The organism is Actinomadura sp. NBRC 104425, from assembly GCF_030269545.1.
Classification (GTDB): domain Bacteria; phylum Actinomycetota; class Actinomycetes; order Streptosporangiales; family Streptosporangiaceae; genus Spirillospora; species Spirillospora keratinilytica.
Genome location: NZ_BSTN01000002.1, coordinates 272,453 through 297,796, shown reverse-complemented (window position 1 = coordinate 297,796; position 25,344 = coordinate 272,453). Strand labels below are relative to the sequence as shown.

General features: G+C 73.9%; 21 protein-coding genes. 2 read left to right on the top strand and 19 right to left on the bottom strand.

Annotated elements, in window-relative coordinates; all coding sequences use genetic code 11:
* Positions 1–2: 2 nt before the first annotated feature.
* From QSK22_RS04505 to QSK22_RS04415, 19 genes are all read right to left on the bottom strand, one after another.
* Entirely contained in the window at positions 3–449 is a 447-nt protein-coding gene (locus tag QSK22_RS04505) for a hypothetical protein (protein ID WP_285492650.1), read from the bottom strand.
* Between the two features lie 81 nt (positions 450–530).
* Positions 531–770: a hypothetical protein gene (locus QSK22_RS04500; RefSeq protein WP_285492649.1), complete on the bottom strand. Its 240-nt coding sequence runs from the start codon at positions 768–770 to the stop codon at positions 531–533.
* 252 nt (positions 771–1,022) lie between these two features.
* A complete protein-coding gene (locus QSK22_RS04495) occupies positions 1,023–1,592 on the bottom strand; it encodes a GNAT family N-acetyltransferase (RefSeq protein ID WP_285492648.1) in 570 nt (189 codons plus the stop codon).
* Between the two features lie 95 nt (positions 1,593–1,687).
* On the bottom strand, positions 1,688–3,151 hold the full coding sequence (locus QSK22_RS04490) for a glutamate synthase subunit beta (protein WP_285492647.1): 1,464 nt from the start codon (positions 3,149–3,151) through the stop codon (positions 1,688–1,690).
* Between the two features lie 20 nt (positions 3,152–3,171).
* Positions 3,172–7,725 carry a glutamate synthase large subunit gene (gltB, locus tag QSK22_RS04485; protein WP_285492646.1) on the bottom strand — a complete coding sequence of 1,518 codons (4,554 nt, stop codon included), beginning with the start codon at positions 7,723–7,725 and terminating at the stop codon, positions 3,172–3,174.
* 425 nt (positions 7,726–8,150) lie between these two features.
* On the bottom strand, positions 8,151–10,046 hold the full coding sequence (locus QSK22_RS04480) for a hypothetical protein (protein ID WP_285492645.1): 1,896 nt from the start codon (positions 10,044–10,046) through the stop codon (positions 8,151–8,153).
* A 70-nt stretch (positions 10,047–10,116) separates the two neighbouring features.
* The gene (locus QSK22_RS04475) at positions 10,117–10,941 is read right to left on the bottom strand and encodes a hypothetical protein (RefSeq protein ID WP_285492644.1); all 825 of its coding nucleotides are present in this window, start codon (positions 10,939–10,941) and stop codon (positions 10,117–10,119) included.
* Positions 10,942–11,172: 231 nt separating this feature from the next.
* Positions 11,173–12,522, bottom strand: a complete 1,350-nt coding sequence (gene lgt / locus QSK22_RS04470) for a prolipoprotein diacylglyceryl transferase (protein WP_285492642.1) — start codon at positions 12,520–12,522, stop codon at positions 11,173–11,175.
* Positions 12,523–12,675: 153 nt separating this feature from the next.
* On the bottom strand, positions 12,676–13,413 hold the full coding sequence (locus QSK22_RS04465) for a DsbA family protein (protein ID WP_285492641.1): 738 nt from the start codon (positions 13,411–13,413) through the stop codon (positions 12,676–12,678).
* A 190-nt stretch (positions 13,414–13,603) separates the two neighbouring features.
* The gene (locus tag QSK22_RS04460; protein WP_285492640.1) at positions 13,604–14,383 is read right to left on the bottom strand and encodes a DsbA family protein; all 780 of its coding nucleotides are present in this window, start codon (positions 14,381–14,383) and stop codon (positions 13,604–13,606) included.
* Positions 14,384–14,443: 60 nt separating this feature from the next.
* Positions 14,444–14,935 carry a vitamin K epoxide reductase family protein gene (locus QSK22_RS04455; protein WP_285492639.1) on the bottom strand — a complete coding sequence of 164 codons (492 nt, stop codon included), beginning with the start codon at positions 14,933–14,935 and terminating at the stop codon, positions 14,444–14,446.
* A 174-nt stretch (positions 14,936–15,109) separates the two neighbouring features.
* Positions 15,110–15,922, bottom strand: a complete 813-nt coding sequence (trpA, locus tag QSK22_RS04450) for a tryptophan synthase subunit alpha (protein WP_285492638.1) — start codon at positions 15,920–15,922, stop codon at positions 15,110–15,112.
* Complete coding sequence (trpB, locus tag QSK22_RS04445; RefSeq protein ID WP_285492637.1) at positions 15,919–17,151, bottom strand: tryptophan synthase subunit beta; 1,233 nt, start codon at positions 17,149–17,151, stop codon at positions 15,919–15,921. The genes trpA and trpB overlap by 4 nt, the downstream gene beginning before the upstream one ends.
* Positions 17,152–17,303: 152 nt before the next feature.
* Entirely contained in the window at positions 17,304–18,110 is an 807-nt protein-coding gene (gene trpC, locus QSK22_RS04440) for an indole-3-glycerol phosphate synthase TrpC (protein WP_285492636.1), read from the bottom strand.
* 221 nt (positions 18,111–18,331) lie between these two features.
* Positions 18,332–18,805: a DUF2752 domain-containing protein gene (locus QSK22_RS04435; protein WP_285492635.1), complete on the bottom strand. Its 474-nt coding sequence runs from the start codon at positions 18,803–18,805 to the stop codon at positions 18,332–18,334.
* 23 nt (positions 18,806–18,828) lie between these two features.
* Positions 18,829–19,506, bottom strand: coding sequence for a response regulator transcription factor (locus QSK22_RS04430; protein ID WP_285492634.1), 678 nt, complete (start codon positions 19,504–19,506; stop codon positions 18,829–18,831).
* A complete protein-coding gene (locus tag QSK22_RS04425) occupies positions 19,503–20,132 on the bottom strand; it encodes a Trp biosynthesis-associated membrane protein (RefSeq protein ID WP_285492633.1) in 630 nt (209 codons plus the stop codon). The genes QSK22_RS04430 and QSK22_RS04425 overlap by 4 nt, the downstream gene beginning before the upstream one ends.
* Positions 20,129–20,512 (bottom strand): phosphoribosyl-AMP cyclohydrolase, encoded by a 384-nt coding sequence (gene hisI / locus QSK22_RS04420; RefSeq protein ID WP_285492632.1) that lies wholly within the window; start codon positions 20,510–20,512, stop codon positions 20,129–20,131. The genes QSK22_RS04425 and hisI overlap by 4 nt, the downstream gene beginning before the upstream one ends.
* Before the next feature lie 133 nt (positions 20,513–20,645).
* Positions 20,646–20,855: a cold-shock protein gene (locus QSK22_RS04415; protein ID WP_285492631.1), complete on the bottom strand. Its 210-nt coding sequence runs from the start codon at positions 20,853–20,855 to the stop codon at positions 20,646–20,648.
* An 847-nt stretch (positions 20,856–21,702) separates the two neighbouring features.
* Here QSK22_RS04415 and QSK22_RS04410 point away from each other — a divergent pair.
* A complete protein-coding gene (locus QSK22_RS04410; protein WP_285492917.1) occupies positions 21,703–23,553 on the top strand; it encodes an ABC transporter ATP-binding protein in 1,851 nt (616 codons plus the stop codon).
* Positions 23,550–25,334, top strand: a complete 1,785-nt coding sequence (locus tag QSK22_RS04405) for an ABC transporter ATP-binding protein (protein ID WP_285492630.1) — start codon at positions 23,550–23,552, stop codon at positions 25,332–25,334. The genes QSK22_RS04410 and QSK22_RS04405 overlap by 4 nt, the downstream gene beginning before the upstream one ends.
* Positions 25,335–25,344 lie beyond the last annotated feature (10 nt).

Genomic DNA, 25,344 nt, shown 5'->3' with positions numbered 1-25,344 from the left:
TGTCAGTCGAGCTCGTCGTCGGACGGGGCCGCCGCCTCCGAAGGAGAGGTGAGAGAGGGCAGGGCGCCGTGGAAGGGAGGCGGGGCGCTGACCTCGTCGGGGTGGAGGAGGTACCAGCCGTCCGCGTCCAACGACGAGACGCGGATCAGCTGGAGGCTGAGGATGAGCTCGTCGGCGGTGAGCTCGTCGCCGCGGCTTTTCACGAGACTGGCGAGCATCCACAGGATGTGCTCGGGCTGGACGTAGCGGGCCCGGGTCGGCTGCTTGAGCGCCTCCCGCGCCCCGGGTGTGATCTCCCGGACGATGATCAGAGTCGTCTTCCGCGCCACGGAGCGCACCGCCTCGGCGGTGAGCGGCTCATGCGGAACCCTGATGGCGACCTCCCGGTCCCCATGGCGCCAGACCGACACGGCGTAGTCCCGGATCGCCTCGGTCCGGTCGACCTCCACCCCGATCCCCAGGCCTTCACTCCGTCCCGGAGTGAACGCCCGCAGGGCCCCGTACGGGCAGGGAGCCGGCTTCGCCGCCGTTCAGTCGTCGTTTCCGTTGTCCCCGTCGTTTCCGTCGTTCCCGTTGTCTCCGTCGTCCCTATCGTCCCTGTTGTCGCCGTCACCGTCGCCATCGCGGTCGCCGGAAGCGCACCCCGCTGCGACGGCGACGACGGCCCCCGCGGCCGTGACGGCCGCGACGGCGGGAACGGTCGCGGGCACCAGCATCGCGACGATGGCCATGACGCCCTTCAAGAGCCCGAGCACCATCCTGGTCGGCATGATGTCTCCCCCCGTGGTCGTCCGCCCGGACCGCACCGGACACCGGTCCGGGCCGGCCGCCGGACAGCGCGTATCGGCGCCATGACCGGCGGTTGCATGCACGCCGCATCCGCGCCGGCGGCGGGTTCCGCCGTCGCCCGCCGCGCCGGTGAAGCGGCGTCGGCGGAAGGGAGCGCCGCCGTCCCGACGGCGATCCATGCGCAGGCCGGCCGAACGGCCATGGCCATACCCGCACTCGGGCGGCCCGTCACATCAGCGGGCGCCGGGCCAGGGGCCGGGGGGCTGGTGGGGCAGGTCCCTGGTCTTGACCTTGGTGTCGTAGAGGCGGAAGCCTCGGGACTGGTAGTTGCGCAGGGCGGCGGGGCCGTCGAGGGAGCAGGTGTGCAGCCAGACGCGGGTGGTGGGCTCCCGGCCGGGCCAGCGGTCGGCCAGGTCCCAGGCGCGGGCGGCGGCGACGCTGAGCAGGTGGCCGCCGAAGCCCTGGCCGTGGAAGGGGCGCAGGAGGCCGAAGTAGGCGAGCTCCACCTGGCCGTCCGGCTGCGGGTCGAGTTCGGCGAACCCGGCGGGGGTGCCGCCGACGTAGGCGATCCAGGTCTCGACGCCGGGCCGTTCGAGCCAGTTGCGCCACTGCTCGTACGTCCAGGGCAGCCGGTCGGTCCAGTACCAGTCGCCGCCGACGGCGCTGTAGAGGAAGCGGCTCAGCTCGGGGAGGACGACCTCGGCGCGGACGATGCGGGCGGAGGTCTCGCGGGCCGGGTTCAGGTCGCCGGGATCGCATTGCTCCAGGTACCAGGTGGTGACGTCGATCCGGCGGCTCGGCATGCGGTTCCCCCCTTCGCAGGCGCACCATGGTCGAGGCCGGCCCCGGGCGCCGGGGCCGGCCTCGAACCTTTCTTACTCGATGGTACGTGAATCTTTTACGCGATCGGCCGCGCGGTGGGGGGAATCGGGTACGGCAGCACCGTGTCGCCGGACAGGTACTTGTCGACGCCGTGCGCGGCGGACCGGCCCTCCGCGATCGCCCAGACGATCAGGGACTGGCCGCGGCCCATGTCGCCGGCGACGAACACGCCGTCCACACAGGTGGCGTAGTCGGCGTCGCGGACGACGTTGCCGCGCTGGTCGAGCTCCACGCCGAGCTGCTCCAGCAGGCCCTCGCGCTGCGGGCCGAGGAAGCCCATGGCCAGGGTGACCAGCTCGGCGGGGATCTCCCGCTCGGTGCCGGGGACCGGCTTGAACCCGGCCTGCGGACCCTCCACCTCGACCAGGCGCAGGGCGCGGACGTTGCCGTCCTCGTCGCCGAGGAACTCCTGGGTGGACACCGCGTACAGCCGGTCGCCACACATGTCGGCGAGCTCCTCGTGGGCGCTCTCCATCTTGAACAGCATCGGGTACGTCGGCCACGGCTGGTGGTCGGGCCGCGTGGCGGGCGGCTGCGGCATGATCTCCAGCTGGGTGATCGAGCGCGCCCCCTGGCGGATCGCGGTGCCGATGCAGTCGGCGCCGGTGTCGCCGCCGCCGATGACCACGACGTGCTTGCCCTTGGCCGTGACGGGCGACTCCTCCATGTCGCCCTCCTGCACCTTGTTGGCCAGGGGCAGGTACTCCATGGCCTGGTAGATGCCCTTGAGCTCGCGGCCGGGGACGGGCAGGTCGCGCCAGGCGGTGGCGCCGCCCGCCAGCAGCACCGCGTCGTACTGGGCGCGCAGCTCGTCGGCGGTGATGTCGACGCCGACGTTCACCGAGGTCTTGAAGTCGGTGCCCTCGGCGCGCATCTGGGCGATGCGGCGGTCCAGGTGCCGCTTCTCCATCTTGAACTCGGGGATGCCGTAGCGCAGCAGCCCGCCGATGCGGTCGGCGCGCTCGTACACGCACACCTCGTGCCCGGCGCGGGTGAGCTGCTGGGCGGCGGCCAGGCCCGCCGGGCCGGAGCCGACGACGGCGACCTTCTTGCCGGTCTTCACCGGCGGCGGCAGCGGGCGCACCCAGCCCTCGGCCCAGGCCCGGTCGATGATCTCGACCTCGACCCGCTTGATGGTGACCGGGTCCTGGTTGATGCCCAGCACGCAGGCGCTCTCGCAGGGCGCCGGGCACAGCCGCCCGGTGAACTCGGGGAAGTTGTTGGTGGCGTGCAGGCGCTCGATCGCCGCCTGCCAGTCCCGCTTGTACACCAGGTCGTTCCACTCGGGGATGAGGTTGCCGAGCGGGCAGCCCTGGTGGCAGAACGGGATGCCGCAGTCCATGCAGCGGCTGGCCTGCTTCTCCAGGCGGTCGCGGCCGAAGTCTTCGTAGACCTCGCGCCAGCTTTTGATGCGCACGTCGACCGGGCGGCGCTTCGGGAGCTCCCGCTGGACGGTCAGGAAACCCTTCGGGTCTGCCATGAGTGTGGAAACCCCCTTCCTCAGGCCTTGGCGGCGGCCATGACGGCCTCGTCGACGTCGCGTCCCTCGGCCTCGGCCTTGGCCATGGCCTCCAGGACGCGCCGGTAGTCACGCGGCATGATCTTGGTGAACCGGGCGGCGGAGCCCTCCCAGTCGGCCAGCAGCTTCTCGGCCACCGTGGAACCGGTCTCGGCCAGGTGCCGCTCGACGAGGCCGCGCAGGAAGTCGCCGTCCTCGGCGGTGAGCGGCTCCAGGTCGACCATCTCCGGGTTGACCAGCTGCGGGTCCAAATCCAGGACGTAGCCGATGCCGCCGGACATGCCGGCCGCCAGGTTGCGTCCGGTGCGGCCGAGGATGACCGCGCGGCCGCCGGTCATGTACTCCAGGGCGTGGTCGCCGACGCCCTCCACCACGGCGGTGGCGCCGGAGTTGCGCACGCAGAACCGCTCGCCGACGACGCCGCGGGCGAACAGCTCGCCGGACGTCGCCCCGTACAGCAGCACGTTGCCGGCGATGATCTGGTCCTCGGCGGCGAACGGCGCGTCGGGGTGCGGCCGCAGCGTGATGCGTCCGCCCGACAGGCCCTTGCCGACGTAGTCGTTGGCGTCGCCCACCAGCCGCAGCGTGATGCCGCGCGGCACGAACGCGCCGAACGACTGCCCGGCCGAACCGGTGAAGGTGATGTCGATGGTGTCGTCGGGCAGGCCGTCGGCGCCGCGCGCCCGCGTCACCTCGTGGCCGAGCATGGTGCCGACCGTGCGGTTGACGTTGCGGATCGGCATCTCCAGGCGCACCGGGCGGCCGTGCTCGATGGCGCCTTCGGCCAGCTGGATCAGCGTGTTGTCCAGGGCCTTCTCCAGGCCGTGGTCCTGCTGGACGACCTGCCGCAGCGCGGTGCCCTCGGGCAGCTCGGGCCGGTGCAGGATCGGCGACAGGTCCAGGCCGGCGGCCTTCCAGTGGTCGACGGCGCGGGTGGTGTCGAGCAGCTCGACGTGCCCGATCGCCTCGTCCAGCGAGCGGAAGCCCAGGGCGGCCAGGTACTCGCGGACCTCCTCGGCGATGAACTCGAAGAAGTTCACCACGAACTCGGGCTTGCCGCTGAACCGCTTGCGCAGCACCGGGTTCTGGGTGGCCACGCCGACCGGGCAGGTGTCCAGGTGGCACACCCGCATCATCACGCAGCCGGACACCACCAGCGGCGCGGTGGCGAAGCCGTACTCCTCGGCGCCGAGCAGCGCGGCGATCACCACGTCGCGGCCGGTCTTCATCTGCCCGTCGGTCTGCACGACGATGCGGTCGCGCAGCCCGTTGAGCAGCAGCGTCTGCTGCGTCTCGGCCAGGCCCAGCTCCCACGGCGCGCCCGCGTGCTTGATGGAGGTCAGCGGGGACGCGCCGGTGCCGCCGTCGTGCCCGGAGATCAGCACCACGTCGGCGTGCGCCTTGGACACCCCGGCCGCGACGGTGCCGACGCCGACCTCGGCGACCAGCTTGACGTGCACCCGCGCGGACGGGTTGGCGTTCTTCAGGTCGTGGATGAGCTGCGCCAGGTCCTCGATCGAGTAGATGTCGTGGTGCGGCGGCGGCGAGATCAGGCCCACGCCCGGGGTGGAGTGCCGGGTCTTGGCGATCCACGGGTAGACCTTGTGGCCGGGCAGCTGGCCGCCCTCGCCGGGCTTGGCGCCCTGCGCCATCTTGATCTGCAGGTCGTCGGCGTTGGTCAGGTACTGCGAGGTCACGCCGAACCGGCCGGACGCCACCTGCTTGATGGCGCTGCGCCGCAGGTCGCCGTTGGGGTCGGGGGTGAACCGCTCGGGGTCCTCGCCGCCCTCGCCGGTGTTGGACTTGCCGCCCAGCCGGTTCATGGCGATGGCCAGCGTCTCGTGCGCCTCGGCGGAGATGGACCCGTAGGACATCGCGCCGGTGGAGAACCGCTTGACGATCTCGCTGACCGGCTCGACCTCCTCGATCGGCACCGGCGGCCGGACGCCCTCGCGCAGCCGGAACAGGCCGCGCAGGGTCATCAGCCTCTCGGCCTGCTCGTCCACCCGGCGGGTGTACTCCTTGAAGACCTCGTAGCGGCGGGTGCGGGTGGCGTGCTGGAGCTTGAACACCGTCTCGGGGTTGAACAGGTGCTCCTCGCCCTCGCGGCGCCACTGGTACTCGCCGCCGACCTCCAGGGTGCGGTGCGCGGGCTCGACGCCGCGCGGCGGGTAGGCGCGGCGGTGCCGCTCGGCGACCTCGCGGGCCAGCACGTCGAAACCGACGCCGCCGAGGCGGGAGGTGGTGCCGGTGAAGCACCGGTCGATCACCTCGGCGCCCAGGCCGATCGCCTCGAAGATCTGCGCGCCGGTGTAGGAGGCCACCGTGGACACGCCCATCTTCGACATGATCTTCAGGATGCCCTTGCCGTACGCCTTGATCAGGTTGCGTACGGCGGTGGCCGCGTCGAGCGCGATGTCACCGGTGCGGACCAGGTCCTCGACGGTCTCGATGGCCAGGTACGGATTGATCGCGGACGCGCCGTACCCGATGAGCAGCGCCATGTGGTGGCACTCGCGGGCCTCGGCGGTCTCCACGACCAGGCCGACGCGGGTGCGGGCCTTCTCCCGGATCAGGTGGTGGTGCACCGCTCCGGTGAGCAGCAGCGCCGGGATCGGCGCGCGGGCCGAGTCGGCGCCGCGGTCCGACAGCACGATGATGCGGGCCCCGGCGGCGATCGCGCGCGACACCTCGGCGCAGATCTCCTCCAGGCGGGTGCGCAGCGCCTCGCCGCCGCCGTTCACCTCGTACAGGCCGTGCACGACGTGCGCCTGCAGGTGCGGCAGCGCGCCCTCGTCGTTGATGTGGATGATCTTGGCGAGTTCGCCGTTGTCCAGGATCGGGGTGGGCAGCACCAGCCGGCGGCAGGAGTCCGGGCCGGGTTCGAGCAGGTTGCCCTCCGGGCCGAGGGTGGACTGCAGGGACGTCACCAGCTCCTCGCGGATCGCGTCCAGCGGGGGGTTGGTGACCTGGGCGAACAGCTGCTTGAAGTAGTCGTACAGCAGCCGCGGCCGCTTCGACAGCACCGCCAGCGGGGTGTCGGTGCCCATGGAGCCGACCGGCTCGGCGCCGGTGCGGGCCATCGGGGTGAGGATCACCCGCTGCTCTTCGAGGGTGTAGCCGAAGGTCTGCTGCCGCTTGACCAGCGTCTCGTGGGTGGGGACCTCGCGCTGGCGGGCGGGCAGCTCCTCGAACCGGACCAGGCCCTCGTGCAGCCACTGACCGTAGGGGTGCTGGGCGGCCAGTTCGGCCTTGACCTCGTCGTCCTCGACGATCCGCCCGGCCTCGGTGTCGACCAGGAAGATCCGGCCCGGCTGCAGGCGGCCCTTGCGAACCACCTTGGCGGCGGGGATGTCCAGCACGCCGGCCTCGCTGGCCAGCACGACCAGGCCGTCGTCGGTGACCCAGTAGCGGCCGGGGCGCAGGCCGTTGCGGTCCAGCACCGCGCCGACCACGGTGCCGTCGGTGAACGACACGCTGGCCGGACCGTCCCACGCCTCCATCAGCGTGGAGTGGAACTCGTAGAACGCGCGCCGGTCGGGGTCCATCCCGGTGTGGTTCTCCCACGCCTCCGGGATCATCATCAGCACCGCGTGCGGCAGCGACCGGCCGCCCAGGTGCAGCAGCTCCAGGCACTCGTCGAAGGAGGCGGTGTCACTGGCCTCGATGTCGATGACCGGGAAGACGCGCGACAGGTCCCCGGGGATCAGGTCGGACTTCAGCAGCGCCTCGCGGGCCCGCATCCAGTTCCGGTTGCCCTTGACGGTGTTGATCTCGCCGTTGTGCGCGATGAACCGGTAGGGGTGGGCCAGCTCCCAGGCGGGGAAGGTGTTGGTGGAGAACCGCGAGTGCACCAGGGCGATGGCGCTGGCGAAGCGGCGGTCGGACAGGTCGGGGAAGAACGGCTCCAGCTGCGGGGTGGTGAGCATCCCCTTGTAGACGATGGTCCGCGCCGACAGGCTCGGGAAGTAGACTTCGACGTCCTGCTCGGCGCGCTCGCGCATGCAGAACACCACGCGGTCCAGCTCGATACCGGTCTTGCCGGCGTGCTCGCCGCCCTCGGCGGCGGTCACGAACAGCTGGGCGAAGTGCGGCATGGCGCGGCGGGCGGCGGGCCCGGCGAAGTTCGGGTCGTGCGGCAGCGCGCGCCAGCCGAGGACGGTGAGCCCCTCCTCCACGCACAGCGTCTCGATGTGCGCGACGGCCGCGGCCCGCTCCTTAGGGTCGGTGGGCAGGAACGCGATGCCCGCCGCGTACGCGCCGGCCGGGGGCAGTTCGAAGTCGCAGACCTCGCGGAAGAACGCGTCGGGGATCTGGGTGAGGATGCCGACGCCGTCACCGTCGTCGGGCTCGGCGCCCACGGCGCCGCGGTGGTCCAGATTCTTCAGGACGGTCAGGGCCTTGCAAATGATGTCATGGCTCTTGCGACCGTGCAGGTCGGCCACCATGCCGACGCCACAGGCGTCGTGCTCAAAGGACCGGTCGTACAGCCCCTGGGTCTGGGGAGCACCCGGTGTGAGCGCAGCAGCAGCCATCAACCCTCCCGTCGTCGTCGTGTCACTGCTAAGGGGTCAGTGCAGGCTCGGGACGACGTTGGCCCTGCTGCGGTGAGATGACATTACATCACTGTCGGGATCATCCCCGACACGCCATGATCGCGAAACTCCCCCAGGTCTGCGATTTCCGGCGCGTGCGTGAGCAGTCAGTCCATCCAAGGATACCGGCGACATACCACCACAAAACGCCCGCGACGCGGTGATGATCATCACCGATCCGGATGTTCAGATGGTGAACGCCGCAACACCCCGGCAATGCGCATCATTCCCCGCGCGTGCGGTGCCGAACCCTGCGCGCGGCGGGGTTTGCGGCCGTCGCTCCGCCGCCCCCGCCCGTGACGCGAGATTCCCGAACGGTCACGGGCGGGCCGGGCGGCGGCCGGTCGGGCCCGCGCGAGGGCCGGTCAGGAGGTGCGGGCCGCGCGGCCGAGCGGCCCCGGGGCCTTGCCGCCCTCGATCAGCAGCGACAGCAGCGTCTCGTCGGTCTCGTCGCCCTTGCCGTCCAGGCGCTGCGCCCAGGCCACCACCGCGTAGTGCCCCATCGCCAGGCCCCGGGCCATGCCGAAGCCCTGGCCGAAGCGGTCCAGCGGCGACGCGGCGGGCAGCGGGCGCACGAACCCGCCGCCGCGCCCCTGGCCGATCTCGTCGACGAACCGGTCGGCGTCCGTCACCGAGTTCAGGTTGAACACCGTGACCGACAGCGCGTACCGGCCGTCGTCGTCGGCGTACAGCGTCCGGGCCGCCTGGGTGCAGCCGTGCTCGCGCAGCCGCCCGCCCATGCTGGTGCCCCACACGGCGAGCGTGCAGTCGGAGTCCAGGCTCTTGACCTTCAGGGTCAGCCGCAACCCGGCGTCCTGGACGGTGATCTTGTTGGCGGACTCGGGGAACGCCTCGGCCGCGGTCAGCGGCGTCCGGTCGGCCGAGCGCTGGGCGATGCCCCGGTACGCCTCGGTCGACGGCGAGCTGGAGTAGGAGGCGGGCGCCGGGCCGCTGGCGGCCGGGCTGCGGCCCATGCTCTGCGGGGCCTGCCGCCCGTCCTGGGCGCCGTCGCCGCCGCCCACGAGCACCACGGCCAGCGCCCCCACCAGGAAGATCACGGCGAGGGCTCCGGCGGCGCCGTAGAAGACTCTGGGCGGCAGCGCCCCCAGGCGCCCCGCCTTCTTCGGCCGCCGGCCGGCGGCCGGGTCGCGGCCCGGCCCCTCCGGCCCGCGCGCGGGACGTTCGGCGTCCGGCCGGCGCCGGGCGCGCTCACTCCTCTTTCCCCGCAGGCGCTTTTTGGTCGGCTTGTCGGGCGCGGCGCCCTGCTGCCCGCCGTCGTCCGGCGCGTACTGCCCGTCCTGCCCCTCGGCCTCGACGCCCTGCCACCCGGCTTCAGGGTCCTGCCAGCCGGACTGAGGGTCCTGCCAGCCGGACTGAGGGTCCTGCCAGCCGGACTGAGGGTCCTGCCAGCCGGACTGGGGGTTCTGCCACTCGGCGGGGGCCTCCTGCCACTGTTCGCCCTGACCCGCCCACTCGGCGGCCGTCTGCTGCCAGTCCGGGACGGGCTGCCCCCCGGTGGTCCGCCAGTCCTCCGCCTGGCCGTGCCACTGCTCGCCGGGCTCCTGCCAGTCGGCGGGCGTTCCCTGGCCGTGGGGCGCGTGCCCCTGCCACTCGTCCTCCTGCCCCTGCCATTCGCCGTGCGGCGCCTGCACGGCGGCCTGGGCGTCGGGCTGCCGCCGCTTGCGGCCCCAGCGGCGCTCGCGCCCCGCCGCCCCGGCCTCCGGAACGGGCTTGCGGTCGCGTGACCGGTGCTTCTTCGGATCCGGGGCGGGCGGCCGGCCCCGGCCGCCGCGCGGACGGCGGTCGCGGCCCGCGGCCTGGCGAGGGTCCCGCTCGGGCCCCGGCTCGGCCGCGCGCGACCGGGCGGAGGACGGGCGCCTGCCCGCAGCGGGCGGACCGGCGCCGTCGCGGCCCGCGCGGTCGCGGCCGGGCCGTTCGCCCGGGGCGGGGGCCTTGCCGCGCGGCCGGCGTCCGAAGCCGAACGGCGACCGGCCCTCCTGCTCCGGCCCCGGCTCGGCCGGAGGCCGCCGCCGGTCGCCCGCGGCGGGCGGGCGGCCCGGACGGGCCCTGCGGTCGGGCGGCTGCTGCTGCGGCCGGGCGCCGCCGGACCGCCGCTCCCCCTTGGGGGGCTGGCGGTCGTCGGGGCGGCGTTCGCGCGGGCCCGGACGTCCGTCGGCGGGACGGGGCCGGCGGGAACCTGAGCGGGGAGCCGCACCGGGCCGTCGCGGGCCCGGGACGCGGCCGGGTTCTTGGCGGTCCACGAGGGCGCAGACTAACGTCCGCGCGGCCGGCGCGGGACCGTTCCGCGCCGAACCTCGGGTCCGCGCCGCGTCAACGCCCGTTCCCCTCGTCGGGCAGGCGGCCCCACACGAAGTCGGCGGGCTTCTCGACGGCCAGGCTGATGTCGATCATCTCGTTGAGCGAGGCGGGCCGGGCGCCGCCCGCGCGCTGCACCCAGGTGACGATCGTGTAGTGCCCGTACGCCTGGGCGTAGGCGGCGCTGAACCCGCCGCCGAACTTCGGCGCGCCCGGCGCCAGCAGCGGCAGCACGAACCCGGACTTGGTGGCGGGGTCCATCACCCGCACGATCTGGTCGGCGCCCTCCTGGCTGGCCAGGTTGATCGCGGCGAACTGCCCGACGTACTTGCGGTCCTGGCTGACGTAGATGCCGCGGGCGATCTGCGAGCAGCCCGCCTTGGCCAGGTCGTCGTGCAGCCGCTGCCCCCAGGTGACCGACTTGCAGTCCCCGGACAGCTGCGACCCCGCCAGCGTGAACGAATAGTTCTGGTAGGTGACCGTCTTGGTCTCGTTCGAGAACACCTCGCCCTGGGTCATCGGCCGCTGGTCCGCCGAACGCTGGGCGATGCGGGCCATCTGGCGGTCGGCCATCTGCGGGGTGTAGGCGGTCGGCAGCACGCCGGGCCCGTTGCTCAGCCCGGTCGCGGCGCCCTCGCCGTCATCGCCGCCGGTCAGCACCACCGCGCCCGCGGCGGCCGCCGCCACGACGACCACCGCGCCCGCGACGGCGCCCCACAGCAGCTTGGGACTGCGCTTCTTCTTCCTCCTGCCGCGCTTGCTGTCGTCCTCCGGCAAGAAGTCCCGCCCACCGGCCGGACGACCGGTCTCCGGCGCACCTGTGTCACGAGCCTCGATCACAGCACGCGAGCCTAGCGACTACACCGCCTCCCGCGGGGGCAAACGAACGGTTCATCACCGTTTGTCGTCCGCCCCGCGCGGAACACGACCAGGCGGCGCCCGCTCCGATCAGCGCGCGACGCCGGAGGCCCGGCCGTCCATGGCTGCGGACACCGCGGGCCGCAGCCGGCCGCCGGTGACGCCGCGGTGCTGGTGGCGGATCTCCGCGGACGTCGGTGCCCCCTCGCCGTCCTACTTGGCGTCCTTGACGGCCTCCGCCTCGCCCCGCTCACCGGCGTTCCCGGCGGCCTTCGGCTCCGCGGACTCCTCGGACTCGCCCGACTGGTCCGCCTCATCGGACTCGTCGGACTCGTCGTGCCCGCCGGTCTTCTCGGTCGTGCCGGGGTCGGCGTCCGCCTCGGGCTCGTCCGCCTCGGCGGTCGCGGCGCCGGTTTCACGGTCGTCCTCGTCGGACGTGCGGTCGGCATCGTCACCGGGATCGTCCGCTGCGGGCGCCCCGTCCCCGGCCGTGTCCTCCTCGGCCGCGTCGTGCGGCTTCTCGTCCCGCCCGGGCGCGTCCGCCTTCTCGGCGGGCGTCCCGGCGTCGTCGGCGCCCTCGCCATCCCCGGCCGCCTCGGCCTTCTCGGCGGGCGCGGCGGGCTCGGCGGGCTTCGCGGGCGCGGCGCTCTCCGGGGCGCCCTCGGGGGCCTCGGAGGTCGCGGCGGGGGCGGACGGGGCCGCGGCGGGCGCCGCGTCCGGGCCCACGGTGACGGTCTCGGGGCCGGTCTTGTTCCGCGCCAGGTACAGGTACGCGACGGCGCCCGCGAAAACGATCAGCGCCGTCCAGTCGTTGAGCCGCATGCCGAGGATGTGGTGGGCGTCGTCGATGCGCAGCGCCTCGATCCAGAACCGCCCGACCGTGTACGCGGCGACGTACAGGGCGAACACCCGCCCGTGCGCCAGCTTGAAGCGGCGGTGCGCCCACACGACCAGGATCGCCACCCCGACGCACCACAGCGACTCGTACAGGAACGTGGGGTGGTAGGTGGCGACGTCGGCGTAGCGGGGGTCCAGGTTGCCGTTGTCGAGGCGCGGCCGGTGCCCCTGGTCGATCTCCAGCGCCCAGAACGCGTTCAGCGGCCGCCCGTACAGCTCCTGGTTCCAGTAGTTGCCCCACCGGCCGATGGCCTGGGCCAGCGCGATGCCGGGCGCCACCGTGTCGGCCATCGCCGACACCGAGATCCCGCGCCGCCGGCAGCCGATCACCGCGCCCAGCGCGCCGAGCAGGATGGCGCCCCAGATGCCCAGGCCGCCCTCCCAGATCTTCAGCGCGTCCACCGGGTCGCGTCCGGAGCCGAAGTAGCGCTGGTAGTCGGTGATCACGTGGTAGAGCCGCCCGCCGAGCAGGCCGAACGGCACCGCCCAGATGGCGATGTCCATGACCACGCCCGGCGTGCCGCCGCGCGCGGCCCAGCGCCGCTCGCCCACCCAGACCGCGACGACGATGCCAATGATGATCATCAGGGCGTAGGCGCGGATCGGGATGAATCCAAGGTGCCAGACGCCCTGGGAAGGACTCGGTATGAAGGCCACCGGCTGCATGTCCGTTGACGTTACCGCCTCCGGCGTCCCCGGGTGCCCCGGAAGCCCCGTAACCCGATATGCCGTTCCGGAGGTGGCGCGGGCGGCCTCTGCGGCGGGCCGATCGGCCGCGTCCCGCGGCGAGCCGATCAGCCGCGTCCCGCGGCGAGCCGATCAGCCGCGTCCCGCGGCGACGACGGCCCGCTCGAACGCCGCGGCGTCCAGCAGCTGGGACTCCAGGTCCAGCGGGCGGCCGTCCAGGAACACGGCCGGCGCGGCGTCCACCTTGCGGGTCCGGGTGGCGTACCGGGTCATCGCGTCCACCTGGGCGGCCTTGCGCATCTCGCCGACGCAGGCGGCGAAGCCGGCGCCGGTGATGCCGGCCTGGCGGCCCCAGGCGACGAGCTGGGCCGCCTCGAAGCCGACGACGCCCTCCTCCGGCTGGTGCGCGAACAGCGTGTCGTGGTAGGCGGGCCAGCGGTCGGCCGGGGCGCACAGGGCGGCGTTGGCGGCCCGGCGGCTGTTGGACGCCAGCGGTTCGCCGCCGGGGCCGCGGAACAGCTGGAACGGCCAGTACACGACCCTGACCCTGCCCTCGGCGGCCAGCCTCTTGACCGTCGGGCCGACGATGTGCTCCACCGCGCGGCACACCGGGCACTGGAAGTCCTCGAAGATCTCCAGCACCGGCCGGGTCACCCCGGTGCGGGACATGACGGTGGCCCCGTCCGGGGTGCGCGACGCGGGCGCCAGCGGCCCCCGGTAGGTGCCGGGGCCGGTGGACTCCCCGCGGCCGTCACGGCCGCGCAGCGCCACGACCACCGCCACGGCCACGGCGATCACCGCGACGGCGCCCAGGACGGCCGGCAGCACCCGCTGCCGCCGCCCCTCGCCCGTCCGGCCCGCCCTGTCCATCGCTCCCCCGATCGACGACGGCCACCTCCCCCGGAGTCGCCGGTAGAGACGCTACCGGGGGAACGTTCCAGAGCAGGTAAAAGGACACCGTGGACCCGCACAGGGGTCCACGGTGCCCGCCGTCGGAGCGGGACGGGCGCGGACGGGCGCGGACGGGCGCGGACGGGCGCGGACGGGCGCCGCCGGCAGGTCAGCGGCCGGACGACTGGGCGGCGGACTCGACCGCCTGGCGCAGGGCGTCGCCGCTGCCGATCTCGTTCTCCAGCTTGCGGCCGTCGAGGAAGACGGTGGGCGTGCCGGTGACCTTGCGGTCCTCCAGCGCGTACTTGGTCATCGCGTCGACCTGGGACTTCTTCTGCTGGTCGGTGACGCACTTGTCGAAGTTCGGGTCGGTGACGCCGACGTCCTTGCCCCAGGCGACCAGGTCGTCGGCGGCGAAGCCCTTCTGGCCCTCCACCGGCTGGAACTTGAACAGCGCGTCGTGGTACGACAGCCACTGCTCGGCCGGGACGCACAGGGCCGCCGCGGCCGACCGCAGCGAGTTCGACCGGATCGGGTCGCGCTGCTGGCCGAACAGGTGGAACGGCCGGTAGACGACCTTGACCTTGCCCTCGGCGGCCAGCTGCTTGACGGTCTTGCCGGTGGACTCCTCGAACTGCTTGCAGGCCGGGCACTGGAAGTCCTCGAAGATCTCCAGCACCGGCTTGGTCACGCCCTGCTTGGCCATGACGATCGAACCGTCGGATTCGCGGGTCAACGGCGCCTGCGGGCCGGAGTAGACGGTCGCCTTCTGGTCGCGCCGACTCTGCTGGTCGATGACGACCACGACCACCGCCACGATCGCCGCCACCGCGACCACCGAGCCCAGCACGATGGCCAGCAGCCGCCGCTGCCGTCGCCGCGCCTGCTCGCGCTTGCGCTGCTCGGCCAGGCGCTCGCGCGCGGACCGCTGCCGTGCGGCCTTGCTCATCAGCTCTCTCCTCGGCGGGGACGCCGCGGGCGCGCCGTGGCGCCGCGCGGCCGGGCGGACCTAGTCGATCTGACCGGCCCGCCGGTATTCATCGAACAGGACAAGTGCGAACAGCAGGATAGTGACGACGTGCACACCGGTGCACCACTGGCAATACTTGTGCAGGACGGCCGCCTCGACGGTCACCAGGTAGACCACGAACAGCACCCCGACGCAGACCGACACAAGCCGCCCCCACCGCAGCAGGGGCTGCGGCGACCTCAGCGCGGGCGGGCTGACCAGCGCCGCGAACCCGGCGAAGAACGCCAGCCCGAGCCACGGCAGCGGTATGCCCAGCAGCTCGGAGTACTTGCTGCTGGTCACCGAGTGGCAGTCCAGCTTGCCGCTGGTGGTGCACAGCAGGGCGCCCTGGTCGTAGTGGGTGTAGACCAGGTAGCCCGAGACGCCCAGGCCGATCAGCGTGAGCACCCATGCGGTGGGCGCGAACCACGACGGGCGCGACGGCGCGGCGGGCGCCGCCTCGCCGCGCCGCGTCTCGACGGATTCCTGCACGATCCCGATCCTTCCGCCACCGACGTCGTCACACGCCGGGTCGCGGGCGGAGCGGTCCACGCGTCCGCCCGGACGCGGCGCGACTTCACCTTAGAGGACGACGCATAAGGCGGGTGTCGGAAAGCGGACCCGCCGCGGTGCCCGCGCGCCGGGCGGCGGCGCGGGCCGGGCGTGTCAGCGCGGGTTGCGGACGCCTTCGGCCAGTTCGGCGGCGAGGGCGCGGACGGCCTCGACGCCGGTGCGCTCGTCGGGGGCGTCCAGCAGGCGGCGGATGAACGCCGAACCCACGATGACGCCGTCGGCGAAACCGGCGACCTCGGCGGCCTGCGCCCCGTTGCTGACGCCCAGGCCCAGCCCGACCGGCAGCGCCGAGCCCCGCGCCTCCAGGATGGTGCGGGTGCGCTTGACCAGGCGGGGGGCGCCGGTGTCGACGGCGCTGCGGGCGCCGGTGACGCCCATCAGCGACGCGGCGTACACGAAGCCCCGGCACACCCCGGTGATCTTCTCGATGCGCTCGTCGGTGGAGCTGAGCGCGACGAGGAACACCCGGTCGAGTCCGTGGGCGTCGGACGCGGCGAGCCAGGGTTCGCCCTCCTCGGGGGTGAGGTCGGGGGTGATGAGCCCGGTGCCGCCCGCCGACTTCAGGTCGCGGGCGAAGGCGTCGACGCCGTACCGGTCGACGGGGTTCCAGTACGTCATCACCAGGGTGGCCGCGCCGGTGGCGGCGACGGCCTCCACGGTGCGGAACACATCGGCGACGCGGGTGCCGCCGACCAGCGCCCGGTGCACGGCGTCCTGGATGGTGGGGCCGTCCATCAGCGGGTCGGTGTAGGGCAGGCCGATCTCGATGACGTCGCAGCCGGCCTCGACCATGGCGGTGGCGGCGGCCACGGCGCCGTCGAAGCTGGGGAACCCGGCCGGCAGGTAGCCGACGAGCGCGGCCCGCCTCTCGGCCTTGGCCTTGTCGAACGCGGTCTGGACGGTCACCGGCCCTCTCCCTGCGGCACGAGCCCGAAGTACTGGGCGGCGGTGTGCATGTCCTTGTCGCCGCGGCCGGACAGGCATACGACGATCGTGGCGTCCGGGCCGAGCTCCCGGCCGACCTTGAGGGCCCCGGCCAGGGCGTGCGCGGACTCGATGGCGGGGATGATGCCCTCGGTGCGGCACAGCAGCGCGAAGGCGTCCATGGCCTCGGCGTCGGTGATCTCCCGGTACTCGGCGCGGCCGGTGTCGCGCAGCCAGGCATGCTCGGGGCCGACGCCGGGGTAGTCCAGCCCGGCGGAGATCGAGTGGGTCTCCAGGGTCTGGCCCTCGTCGTCCTGCAGCAGGTAGGTGCGCATGCCGTGGATGACGCCGAGCGACCCGCCGACCAGGGTGGCGGCGTGCTTGCCGGTGGCCACGCCGTCGCCGCCCGCCTCGAACCCGTACAGCCGCACGGACTGGTCCGGGATGAAGGCGTGGAAGGCGCCGATGGCGTTGGAGCCGCCGCCGACGCAGGCCACGACGGCGTCGGGCAGGCGTCCGGTCATCCGCAGGCACTGCTCGCGCGCCTCGACGCCGATGACGCGATGGAAGTCGCGCACCATCATCGGGAACGGGTGCGGGCCCATGACCGAGCCGATGCAGTAGTGGGTGTGGTCGACGGAGGCAACCCAGTCGCGGAACGCCTCGTTGCAGGCGTCCTTGAGGGTGCGGCTGCCGGTGCGGACGGGGACCACCTCGGCGCCCAGCATCCGCATCCGCGCGACGTTGAGGGCCTGCCGCTCGGTGTCGACCTCGCCCATGTAGACGGTGCACTCCAGGCCGAGCAGGGCGGCGGCGGTGGCGGTGGCCACGCCGTGCTGCCCGGCGCCGGTCTCGGCGATGACGCGGCGCTTGCCCATGCGGCGGGTGAGCAGCGCCTGCCCCAGCACGTTGTTGATCTTGTGGGAGCCGGTGTGGTTGAGGTCCTCGCGCTTGAGCAGCACGCGGGCGCCGCCCGCGTGCTCGGCGAAGCGGCGGGCCTCGGTGAGCAGGCTGGGCCGTCCGGCGTACTCGGCCAGCAGGCGGTCCAGCTCGCCGGTGAAGGCGGGGTCGCGCCGGGCCGCCTCGTACTCGCGGGTCAGCTCGTCGAGGGCGGCCATGAGGGCCTCGGGGGCGAAGCGCCCGCCGAACGGGCCGAAGTGGCCGGTGGCGTCGGGCACGACGGCACCGCCGGCAGTGGTGTCGATGGTCATGGACTTCCTGTCGTGGGAGAAGGGCTCATCCGGGCTGCTGGGTCGTCGGCCGAGCGCGCCATCGTTCGCGCAGTGGCTCGACGGGACCCCTGGACGGGCCCTCCCCCGAGGACGGCTCTCTCCGCATGACGCTCACCCTATCGCGATCCGCGTCAGCCGCTCTGCCGCAGCGCCGGATGCGCGCCCGCGGCCACCAGGTCGGCGACGGCGCCGCGCGGGTCGCGGCCGATCACCAGGCTCTCCCCCACCAGCACCGCGTCGGCGCCCGCCGAGGCGTAGGCGAGCAGGTCGTGCGGGCCGCGCACGCCCGACTCGGCGATCTTGACGATGTCCTTGGGGATCAGCGGGGCCAGCCGGGCGAACACGCCGCGGTCGACGCGCAGGGTCTTCAGGTCGCGCGCGTTGACCCCGATGACCTTGGCGCCCGCGTCGATCGCGCGGGCCACCTCCTCCTCGGTGTGCACCTCGACCAGCGGCACCAGCCCGATCGACTCGGCCCGCTCGACCAGCGACACCAGCGCGTCCTGCTCCAGCGCGGCCACGATCAGCAGGGCGAGGTCGGCGCCGTAGGCGCGGGCCTCCCACAGCTGGTAGGAGGTGACGATGAAGTCCTTGCACAGCACCGCCACGTCGACGTCGGCGCGCACCGCGGCCAGGTCGTCCTGGCTGCCGCCGAACCGGCGCCGCTCGGTCAGCACGCTGATCACCTTGGCGCCGCCCGCCTCGTAGTCGCGGGCCAGGGCGGCCGGGTCGGCGATCGCGGCCAGCGCGCCCTTGGACGGGCTGCTGCGCTTGACCTCGGCGATGACGGACACGCCCGGGGAGCGCAGCGCGGCCAGCGCGTCGCGCGGCGGCTCGGCCCGCTCGGCCTTGGCCTTGAGCTCGTCGAGCGGCACCGCGCGCTGCCGGTCGGCCAGATCGGCCCGCACGCCGTCGATGATCTCGTTCAGCACGCTCACGACCTGACCCCCGCTCCCCTGTACGCCGCGCCCGGTGCGCGGTCTTCCTTCTCCGCGGGCCGGTCGGTCCCGGCGGCGTGCCGCTCCGCCTCGCTCATGCCGCAGCGCTCGGGCTCGCTCACGGGAAAGCCCCCTAAATTCCGGTCGATCCAGCACCGATCGTAGCCGCAGCCGCCGACGGCACTCGAACCCGGGCCGGTATCAGGGCGCCCGAAACCGCGTCAGGGCGCCAGGGCGTGCCCGAACGGCAGGTTGCGGACGATCCAGTACACGATGATCAGCGCGAGGAACGGGTAGATCACGCGCGGCCGCACGAGGGCGGAGGCGAACGGCACGCCCTTGGCCGCGCAGGCCGTCCAGCGCGCCCACAGGTAGGCGAAGACGGGCAGCAGCAGGAACGCCATGGGGTTGAGCCCGAACGCCTCCCCGACGCGGCCGTGCGTCAGCGAGTTGACCATGCGCAGGCCGCCGCAGCCGGGGCAGTACAGGCCGGTCGCCCACAGCAGCGGGCAGGTCGGGTAGTGGCCGGGCTCGTGCGGGTCGACGACGCTGACCAGCGCCACGCCGGCGGCCGCCGCGGCCAGGACGATGCCGGGCCCGGCCAGCGCCCGCCCGCGGCCGCGGCGCCCCGCCGGGGCGGGCGGGTGCGGGTGCGGGTGCGCGGCGCGGGCGGGTGCGGCGGTCGTGTCGTCCACCGTGGGGCTCCTCTCCGGAAGGCTCAGGGGTCCAGGACGTAGCCGACGCCGCGGACGGTGCGGATCGGGCTGCCGTCGCCCAGCTTGCTGCGCAGCTGGGCGATGTGCACGTCCACCGTGCGGCTTCCGGCCCCGGCGCCCGGGCCCCAGGCGGCGTCGAGGAGCTGTTCGCGGGTGAAGACCCTGCCGGGGTTGCTCATCAGGAACTCCAGCAGGTCGAACTCGGTCACGGTGAGGGCGACGGCGCGCTCGTCCACGCTGACGGCGCGTCCCTGCGGGTCGAGGCTGACCCGGCCGGCGCGCAGCGGCCCCGGGTCGCCGGTGCCGGCGCCGCGGCGCAGCGCGTCGGTCACCGCGCCGACCAGGACGCGGGGGGCGAACGGCCGCGTCACCTGGTGCTCGCCGAACGCGTGCCGCGCGACCGCCTCGACCGGCCCGGTCACGGCCACGACGGGCGCGGGGCGGGCCGCCTCCGCCACCCGGCGGTACAGCTCGGCGGGCAGCGGGGTGCGGGACACGTCGAGCACCACGGCGTCGGGGCGAAGGCGCGCCACGGCGGCGGCCGCACGCGACGGGTCCGGTTCGATCTCGACGGTGAAGCCCTCGCGGCCGAGATAGCGCCGCTGCAGTTCCGCCACCTCGGGTTCGTGCTCGGCGACCAGGATGAGCCCGCCGCCGTCTGGGCCCGTCCCGCGGCTCACGGCCGCTCCCGGGGGGTGTTTCCCGCTGCGGGCCGCGTGGCGTCGGCCGGAGGGTCGGTGGGGTCCTCGCCGCGGTCGAGGGACTTCCACAGGCTGGAGGGGTCGTCGGCGTTGGACGGGGGGCGTGCGGCAGCCGCGGCGGGGCGTTCGTAGCGGGTCGACATGCCGGGCCAGTGCGCGCCGCGCAGCAGCGTCACCAGCCCCGCGGCCAGCAGCAGCAGGCCGCCGGCGAGGGAGACGACCCACCACAGGTTGACGTCGACGGACGGGTGCGCGGCCAGCCGCAGCAGGGCGCTCTTCTCGCCCGCCGCCGCCCGGACGTGGGAGGCGCGCATGGACGCCGCGGAGGCGTAGCCGATGGCGGCGCCGAACAGCACCAGCAGTACGCCGACCCCCGCCCGCACCTTGCCGCGGGTGGCGAACAGGGCCGCCAGCCCCGCCAGCCCGGCCCAGCCCAGGGCGCTCGCCGCTCCGCCCAGGTCGCGCCCGGTGAGCTCCTGGGTGAACGGGGTGATGGCGCCGGTGGCCCGCACGTGCGCCCAGGCGCGTCCGGCGGCCAGCAGGGGCAGTGCGGCACCGGCCGCGCACAGCAGGGCGGCCAGGGCGCGTTCCCGGGCCGGGCTCACGAGCCCGCGGCGGGCCGTTCCCCGACGACGGCGTCGAGTATGTCGGCGTCCCAGCAGGTGCGGTCGCCGGTGTGGCAGGCGGCGCCGACCTGGTCGACCTTCACCAGGATCGCGTCGCCGTCGCAGTCGAGGGCGACGGACTTGACCCACTGCTGGTGGCCGGAGCTCTCGCCCTTCACCCAGTACTCCTGGCGGCTGCGGGACCAGTAGGTGGCGCGGCCGGTGGTGAGGGTGCGGTGCAGCGCCTCGTCGTCCATCCACGCCAGCATGAGCACCTCTCCGGTGTCGTACTGCTGGGCGATGGCGGGCACGAGGCCGTCCGGCGTGCGCTTGAGGCGTTCGGCGATCTTGGGGTCCAGATTGGACGGGCGAGCGGACATGTGCTCCATTCTGCCGGGTCGCCGCGCGAGCCCCGTACCGGGTCGCGGCCCGCCGCGCCCTCAGAACCCGCCCCGGAAACCACAGGGCCCGCACCCCTGGCGTGGGGTACGGGCCCGGCGGTACGACTACGGGTTACGAGAGGGGGACGACGTTGTCGGCCTGCGGGCCGCGCTGACCCTGCGTCACCTCGAACTCGACGCGCTGGTTCTCGTCGAGGGTGCGGTAACCGGACGACTGGATGGCCGTGTAGTGCACGAACACGTCGGCGCCACCGCCGTCCACGGCGATGAAGCCGTAGCCCTTCTCGGCGTTGAACCACTTCACGGTGCCCTGCTGGGGCATGTCTTTCTCCTTGCGGCAAAACTCGGGCCCACACCTCGCGGGCCCCGCGCCGGTCGCTGCGGGACGTCTTCGCCCCCCGGTACTGCCCCGGAAAAGCCAAAACGCCCGCTGCCATCAGTCCGCGGGCGTTCTTGCAAACGATCGAGAACCACGACTGCAACCGACCGCTCCACCGTATCACCGGATCCGCGTAAACCCCAGGAGCTACAACCCTCCCGATTCTCCTGTGGGCGAAGTGGCGCGTTATACGCCGCGTGCCGCGCCGCGGCGGCGCGGGCCCGGGACGTCCCGGGCGGCCCGTCGCGGCGGGCTGCGCGGCCGTCGCGGGCACCGCCGCCCGGCCCGCCGGGCGGGCCGCCGACCGGCGTTTTTCGGACATGTCGATCAGGTGTTTTTTGACAAAGAACTCCGCCGCGTTGCCGATATTCTCGCCGCTGACCGGTGCGTACACCGAAAAACGGGGCGAGCTTGAACGAATCCGTTCCGATCACACTCCGCGGCCCGGAGGCGGGGCGGCCGCCGCGCCCGCCGGACCGCTCCGGTGCGGGGCGCGCGGCGGGCGGCGGGCCGCGCGGCGAGGCCTGTCGCGCCGAAGGGGGATTCACGTGGCTTCGGCAGCCTGTCCGACTATGCCGGGGAATAAGCGTTCGGCACGGATGGTAGGCATTGGGCGAGCCCGCCGGCCCCGGCGGTTCCTCCCGACGGGGCGTGCGGGCGCCGCCGTCTGCGAGGAGATGCCGTGCCATCAGGGTCGACACGCGCCAGCCGCCGTCCCGGCGCCCGCCCCCGGGCCAGCCGCCGCCCCGAAGGCGAGCATCCCCCCAGACCCCGCGTCAGCCCCGGCGTCCTGCGCGAGGGGCTGCGCGTGCTGTGGGTCGCGATCAAGGCCGAGCCGCGGGTGTTCACCGTGGCGGTGCTGGCCAGCGGGCTGTACGCGGCGATGACCGTGGGCACCGCGCAGGTGCTGGGCTGGGCCGTCGAGGAGGTGGTGCTGCCGGCGCTGCGCTCCGGCGACACCACGGCGGGCGCGCTGGCCGGGGCCGCGGCGGCGATCCTGGCGGTCGCGCTGCTCAAGGCGCTCGGCGTGGCGGGCCGCCGGTTCTACGCCGGGCTCATGCAGTACCGCATGCAGGCCCGCTACCGGCGGGCGGTCACCCGGCAGTACCTGCGGCTCCCCCTGGCCTGGCACCACCGCCACCCCACCGGGCAGCTGCTGTCCAACGCCAACGCCGACGTCGAGGCGGTGTGGGCGCCGATCGCGCCGCTGCCGATGGCGGTCGGCGTGGTGTTCATGCTGCTGATCGCGGCCGTGTCGATCCTGCTCACCGACGTGGCGGTGGCGCTCGTCGGCTTCCTGGTCTTCCCGGCGGTGGCGCTGCTGAACGTGGTGTACCAGCGGCGCCTGTCCCCCGTCGCCACCCGCGCCCAGCAGCTGCGCGCCGAGGTCAGCGAGGTCGCGCACGAGAGCTTCGAGGGCGGCCTGGTGGTCAAGACGCTGGGGCGCGAGCAGGACGAGACCGAGCGGTTCGCCGAGCGTGCGCGGGCGCTGCGCGAGGCCAACGTGGCGGTCGGCCGCATCCGGGGGCTGTTCGACCCGGCGCTGGAGGCGCTGCCCAACCTGGGGGTTCTGGCGGTACTGCTGGTGGGGTCCGTCCGGTTGGAGGCCGGGGCCATGACGGAGGGCGACCTGGTGCACGTGGCGTATCTGTTCACGCTGCTGGCCTGGCCGATCCGCGCGCTGGGCTGGGTGCTGGCCGAGGTGCCGCGCAGCGTTGTCGGCTGGGAGCGCGTGCGGGGGGTGCTGGACGCCACCGGTTCCCTGCCGTACGGCGACCGCCCCCCGGGGCAGGGCAAGGCGGCGGCGCTGGAGGTGCGCGACGTCCGCTTCGCCTACGAGTCCGCGGACGGGGACGCCTCGGTCCCCGTCCTGCACGACGTGTCGTTCTCCGCCGCCCCCGGCCGGACGATCGCCGTGGTCGGCCCCACGGGGTCGGGCAAGTCGACGCTGACGTCCCTGCTGGTGCGGCTGGTGGACCCGGCCGACGGGTCGGTGCTGCTGGACGGCGTGGACGCCCGCGACCTGAGGCGCGGCGGCGTCGCCGAGACGGCGGCCCTGGTACCGCAGCAGACGTTCCTGTTCGACGACACCGTGCGCGGCAACGTGACCCTGGGCCTGGACGTTCCGGACGAGCGCGTGTGGGAGGCGCTGCGCCTCGCCCAGGCCGACGGCTTCGTCGCGGCCCTCCCCGACGGCCTCGACACCCGGGTGGGGGAACGCGGAGCGACCCTGTCGGGCGGGCAGCGGCAGCGCTTGGCGCTGGCGCGCGCCCTGGTGCGGCGCCCCCGGCTGCTGGTGCTGGACGACGCGACGTCCAGTGTCGACCCCCAGGTGGAGGCGCGGATCCTGGCGGGGCTGCGGGACGCGCAGACGGCCGGCGGGGGCGGCGCGACCGTGGTGGTGGTCGCCTACCGCAAGGCCACGATCGCGCTGGCCGACGAGGTCGTCTACGTCGAGCATGGCCGCGTCGCCGCCCGGGGCGCCCACGCCGAGCTGCTGGAGCGCTCCGCCGGCTACCGCGCGCTCGTCAACGCCTACGAGCGCGCCGAGATCGAGCAGCGGCTCCTGGGCGAGCAGGCCGGGGAGGTCGACAGTGCCGACAGTGCCGACAGTGCCGACAGCGAGGAGGCGGTGGCGTGACCGCGCTCAACGAGGCGGCGGCCGCCGGCGAGGGCGCGCTGACCACGCTGCGCCGCGGGCTGCGGCTCAGCCCCGAGTTCCGCGCGGGCCTGGCCGGCACGCTGCTGCTGGCGGCGCTGGCGACGGCGGGCCGGGTGGTGGTGCCGATCGCGGTGCAGCAGACGATCGACAAGGGGCTGGGCGGGCCGGGCGGGCCCGACATCGGGTTCGTCCGCACCGCCGTGCTGGCGTGCGCGGCGGCGGTGGCCGTGACGGCGCTGAGCGCCTACGCGATGAACGTGCGGCTCTACCGGACCACCGAGTCCGGGCTGGCCACGCTGCGGATCAAGGCGTTCCGGCACGTGCACGACCTGTCCATGCTCACCCAGAGCTCCGAGCGGCGCGGCGCGCTGGTGTCGCGGGTGACCGGTGACGTGGACCAGATCAGCCAGTTCATGCAGTGGGGCGGGCTGCTGATCATCATGTCGACCGGGCAGCTGGTGGTGGCCAGCGTGCTCATGGCCGTGTACTCCTGGCCGCTGGCGCTGCTGGTGTGGGCGGCGTTCGTGCCGCTGGCGTTCGCGCTGCGCCGCTTCCAGCGGATGCTGTCGGCCGCCTACACCCGGGTCCGCGAGCGGATGGGCGACCTGCTGGCCGCGGTGAGCGAGGCGGTGGTGGGCGCCTCGGTGATCCGCGCCTACGCGGCCGAGGACCGCACCGCCCGCCGCGTCGACGAGACCGTCGAGGCGCACCGGCGGGCGCAGACGCGGGCGCAGGGCCTGGTGGCGCTGACGTTCCCGTCCAGCGAGCTGGTGGCGGCCGCGGCGACCGCCGCGGTCGTGGTGGCGGGGACGCTGCTGGGGGTGGGCGGCGACCTGACCGCCGGGGAGCTGGTGGCGTTCCTGTTCCTGATCACCCTGTTCGTCAGCCCGATGCAGACCGCCACGGAGGTGCTCAACGAGGCGCAGAACGCGATCGCCGGGTGGCGGCGGGTGCTGGGCGTGCTGGACACCGCGCCGGACGTGGCCGACCCGGGCGACGCGGGCGAGGTGCTGCCGCGCGGGCCGATCGAGGTGCGGTTCGAGGGCGTCGGGTTCGCCTATCCCGGAGGGCCGCCCGTTCTGCACGACCTGAACGTGACCATCGCCCCCCGCAGCCGCGTGGCGGTCGTGGGCGAGACGGGCTCGGGCAAGACGACGTTCGCCAAGCTCCTGACCCGGCTGATGGACCCGACGTCCGGGCGTGTGCTGGTGGACGGCGTGCCCCTGGACCGGGTGCGGTTCTCCTCCCTGCGCGAGCGCATCGTCATGGTGCCGCAGGACGGCTTCCTGTTCGACGCCCCCCTCGGCGACAACATCCGCTACGGGCGGCCGGACGCCACCGACGAGGAGGTGGCGCGGGCGCTGGTCGAGCTGGGCCTGGGCGACTGGCTGGAGGGCCTGCCCCGGGGCCTGGACACGCCCGTGGGGCAGCGCGGCGAGTCTTTGTCGGCGGGCGAGCGTCAGCTGGTGGCGCTGGCGCGCGCCTACATCGCCGACCCGGACCTGCTGGTGCTGGACGAGGCCACGTCCGCCGTCGACCCGGCCACCGAGGTGCGCATCCAGCGCGCGCTGGACGAGGTGACTCGGGGCCGCACGGCGATCTCCATCGCCCACCGGCTGTCCACGGCCGAGGCCGCCGACGAGGTGCTGGTGTTCGACGCGGGGCGGATCGTCCAGCGCGGCCCCCACAGCGAGCTGGTCGGCGTCCCGGGCGTCTACGCCGACCTGCACGCGTCGTGGATCGCCCAGCGCCGCATCTAGCCCCGCCCCG

Bases quoted from the DNA above. Each gene is read 5' to 3' on its own strand.
- QSK22_RS04460 (WP_285492640.1), bottom strand. From the start codon at position 14,383: ATGAGCAAGGCCGCACGGCAGCGGTCCGCGCGCGAGCGCCTGGCCGAG.
- trpB (WP_285492637.1), bottom strand. From the start codon at position 17,151: ATGACCATCGACACCACTGCCGGCGGTGCCGTCGTGCCCGACGCCACC.
- QSK22_RS04500 (WP_285492649.1), bottom strand. From the start codon at position 770: ATGCCGACCAGGATGGTGCTCGGGCTCTTGAAGGGCGTCATGGCCATC.
- gltB (WP_285492646.1), bottom strand. From the start codon at position 7,725: ATGGCTGCTGCTGCGCTCACACCGGGTGCTCCCCAGACCCAGGGGCTG.
- QSK22_RS04495 (WP_285492648.1), bottom strand. From the start codon at position 1,592: ATGCCGAGCCGCCGGATCGACGTCACCACCTGGTACCTGGAGCAATGC.
- lgt (WP_285492642.1), bottom strand. From the start codon at position 12,522: ATGCAGCCGGTGGCCTTCATACCGAGTCCTTCCCAGGGCGTCTGGCAC.
- hisI (WP_285492632.1), bottom strand. From the start codon at position 20,512: ATGTCCGCTCGCCCGTCCAATCTGGACCCCAAGATCGCCGAACGCCTC.
- QSK22_RS04415 (WP_285492631.1), bottom strand. From the start codon at position 20,855: ATGCCCCAGCAGGGCACCGTGAAGTGGTTCAACGCCGAGAAGGGCTAC.
- QSK22_RS04465 (WP_285492641.1), bottom strand. From the start codon at position 13,413: ATGGACAGGGCGGGCCGGACGGGCGAGGGGCGGCGGCAGCGGGTGCTG.
- QSK22_RS04490 (WP_285492647.1), bottom strand. From the start codon at position 3,151: ATGGCAGACCCGAAGGGTTTCCTGACCGTCCAGCGGGAGCTCCCGAAG.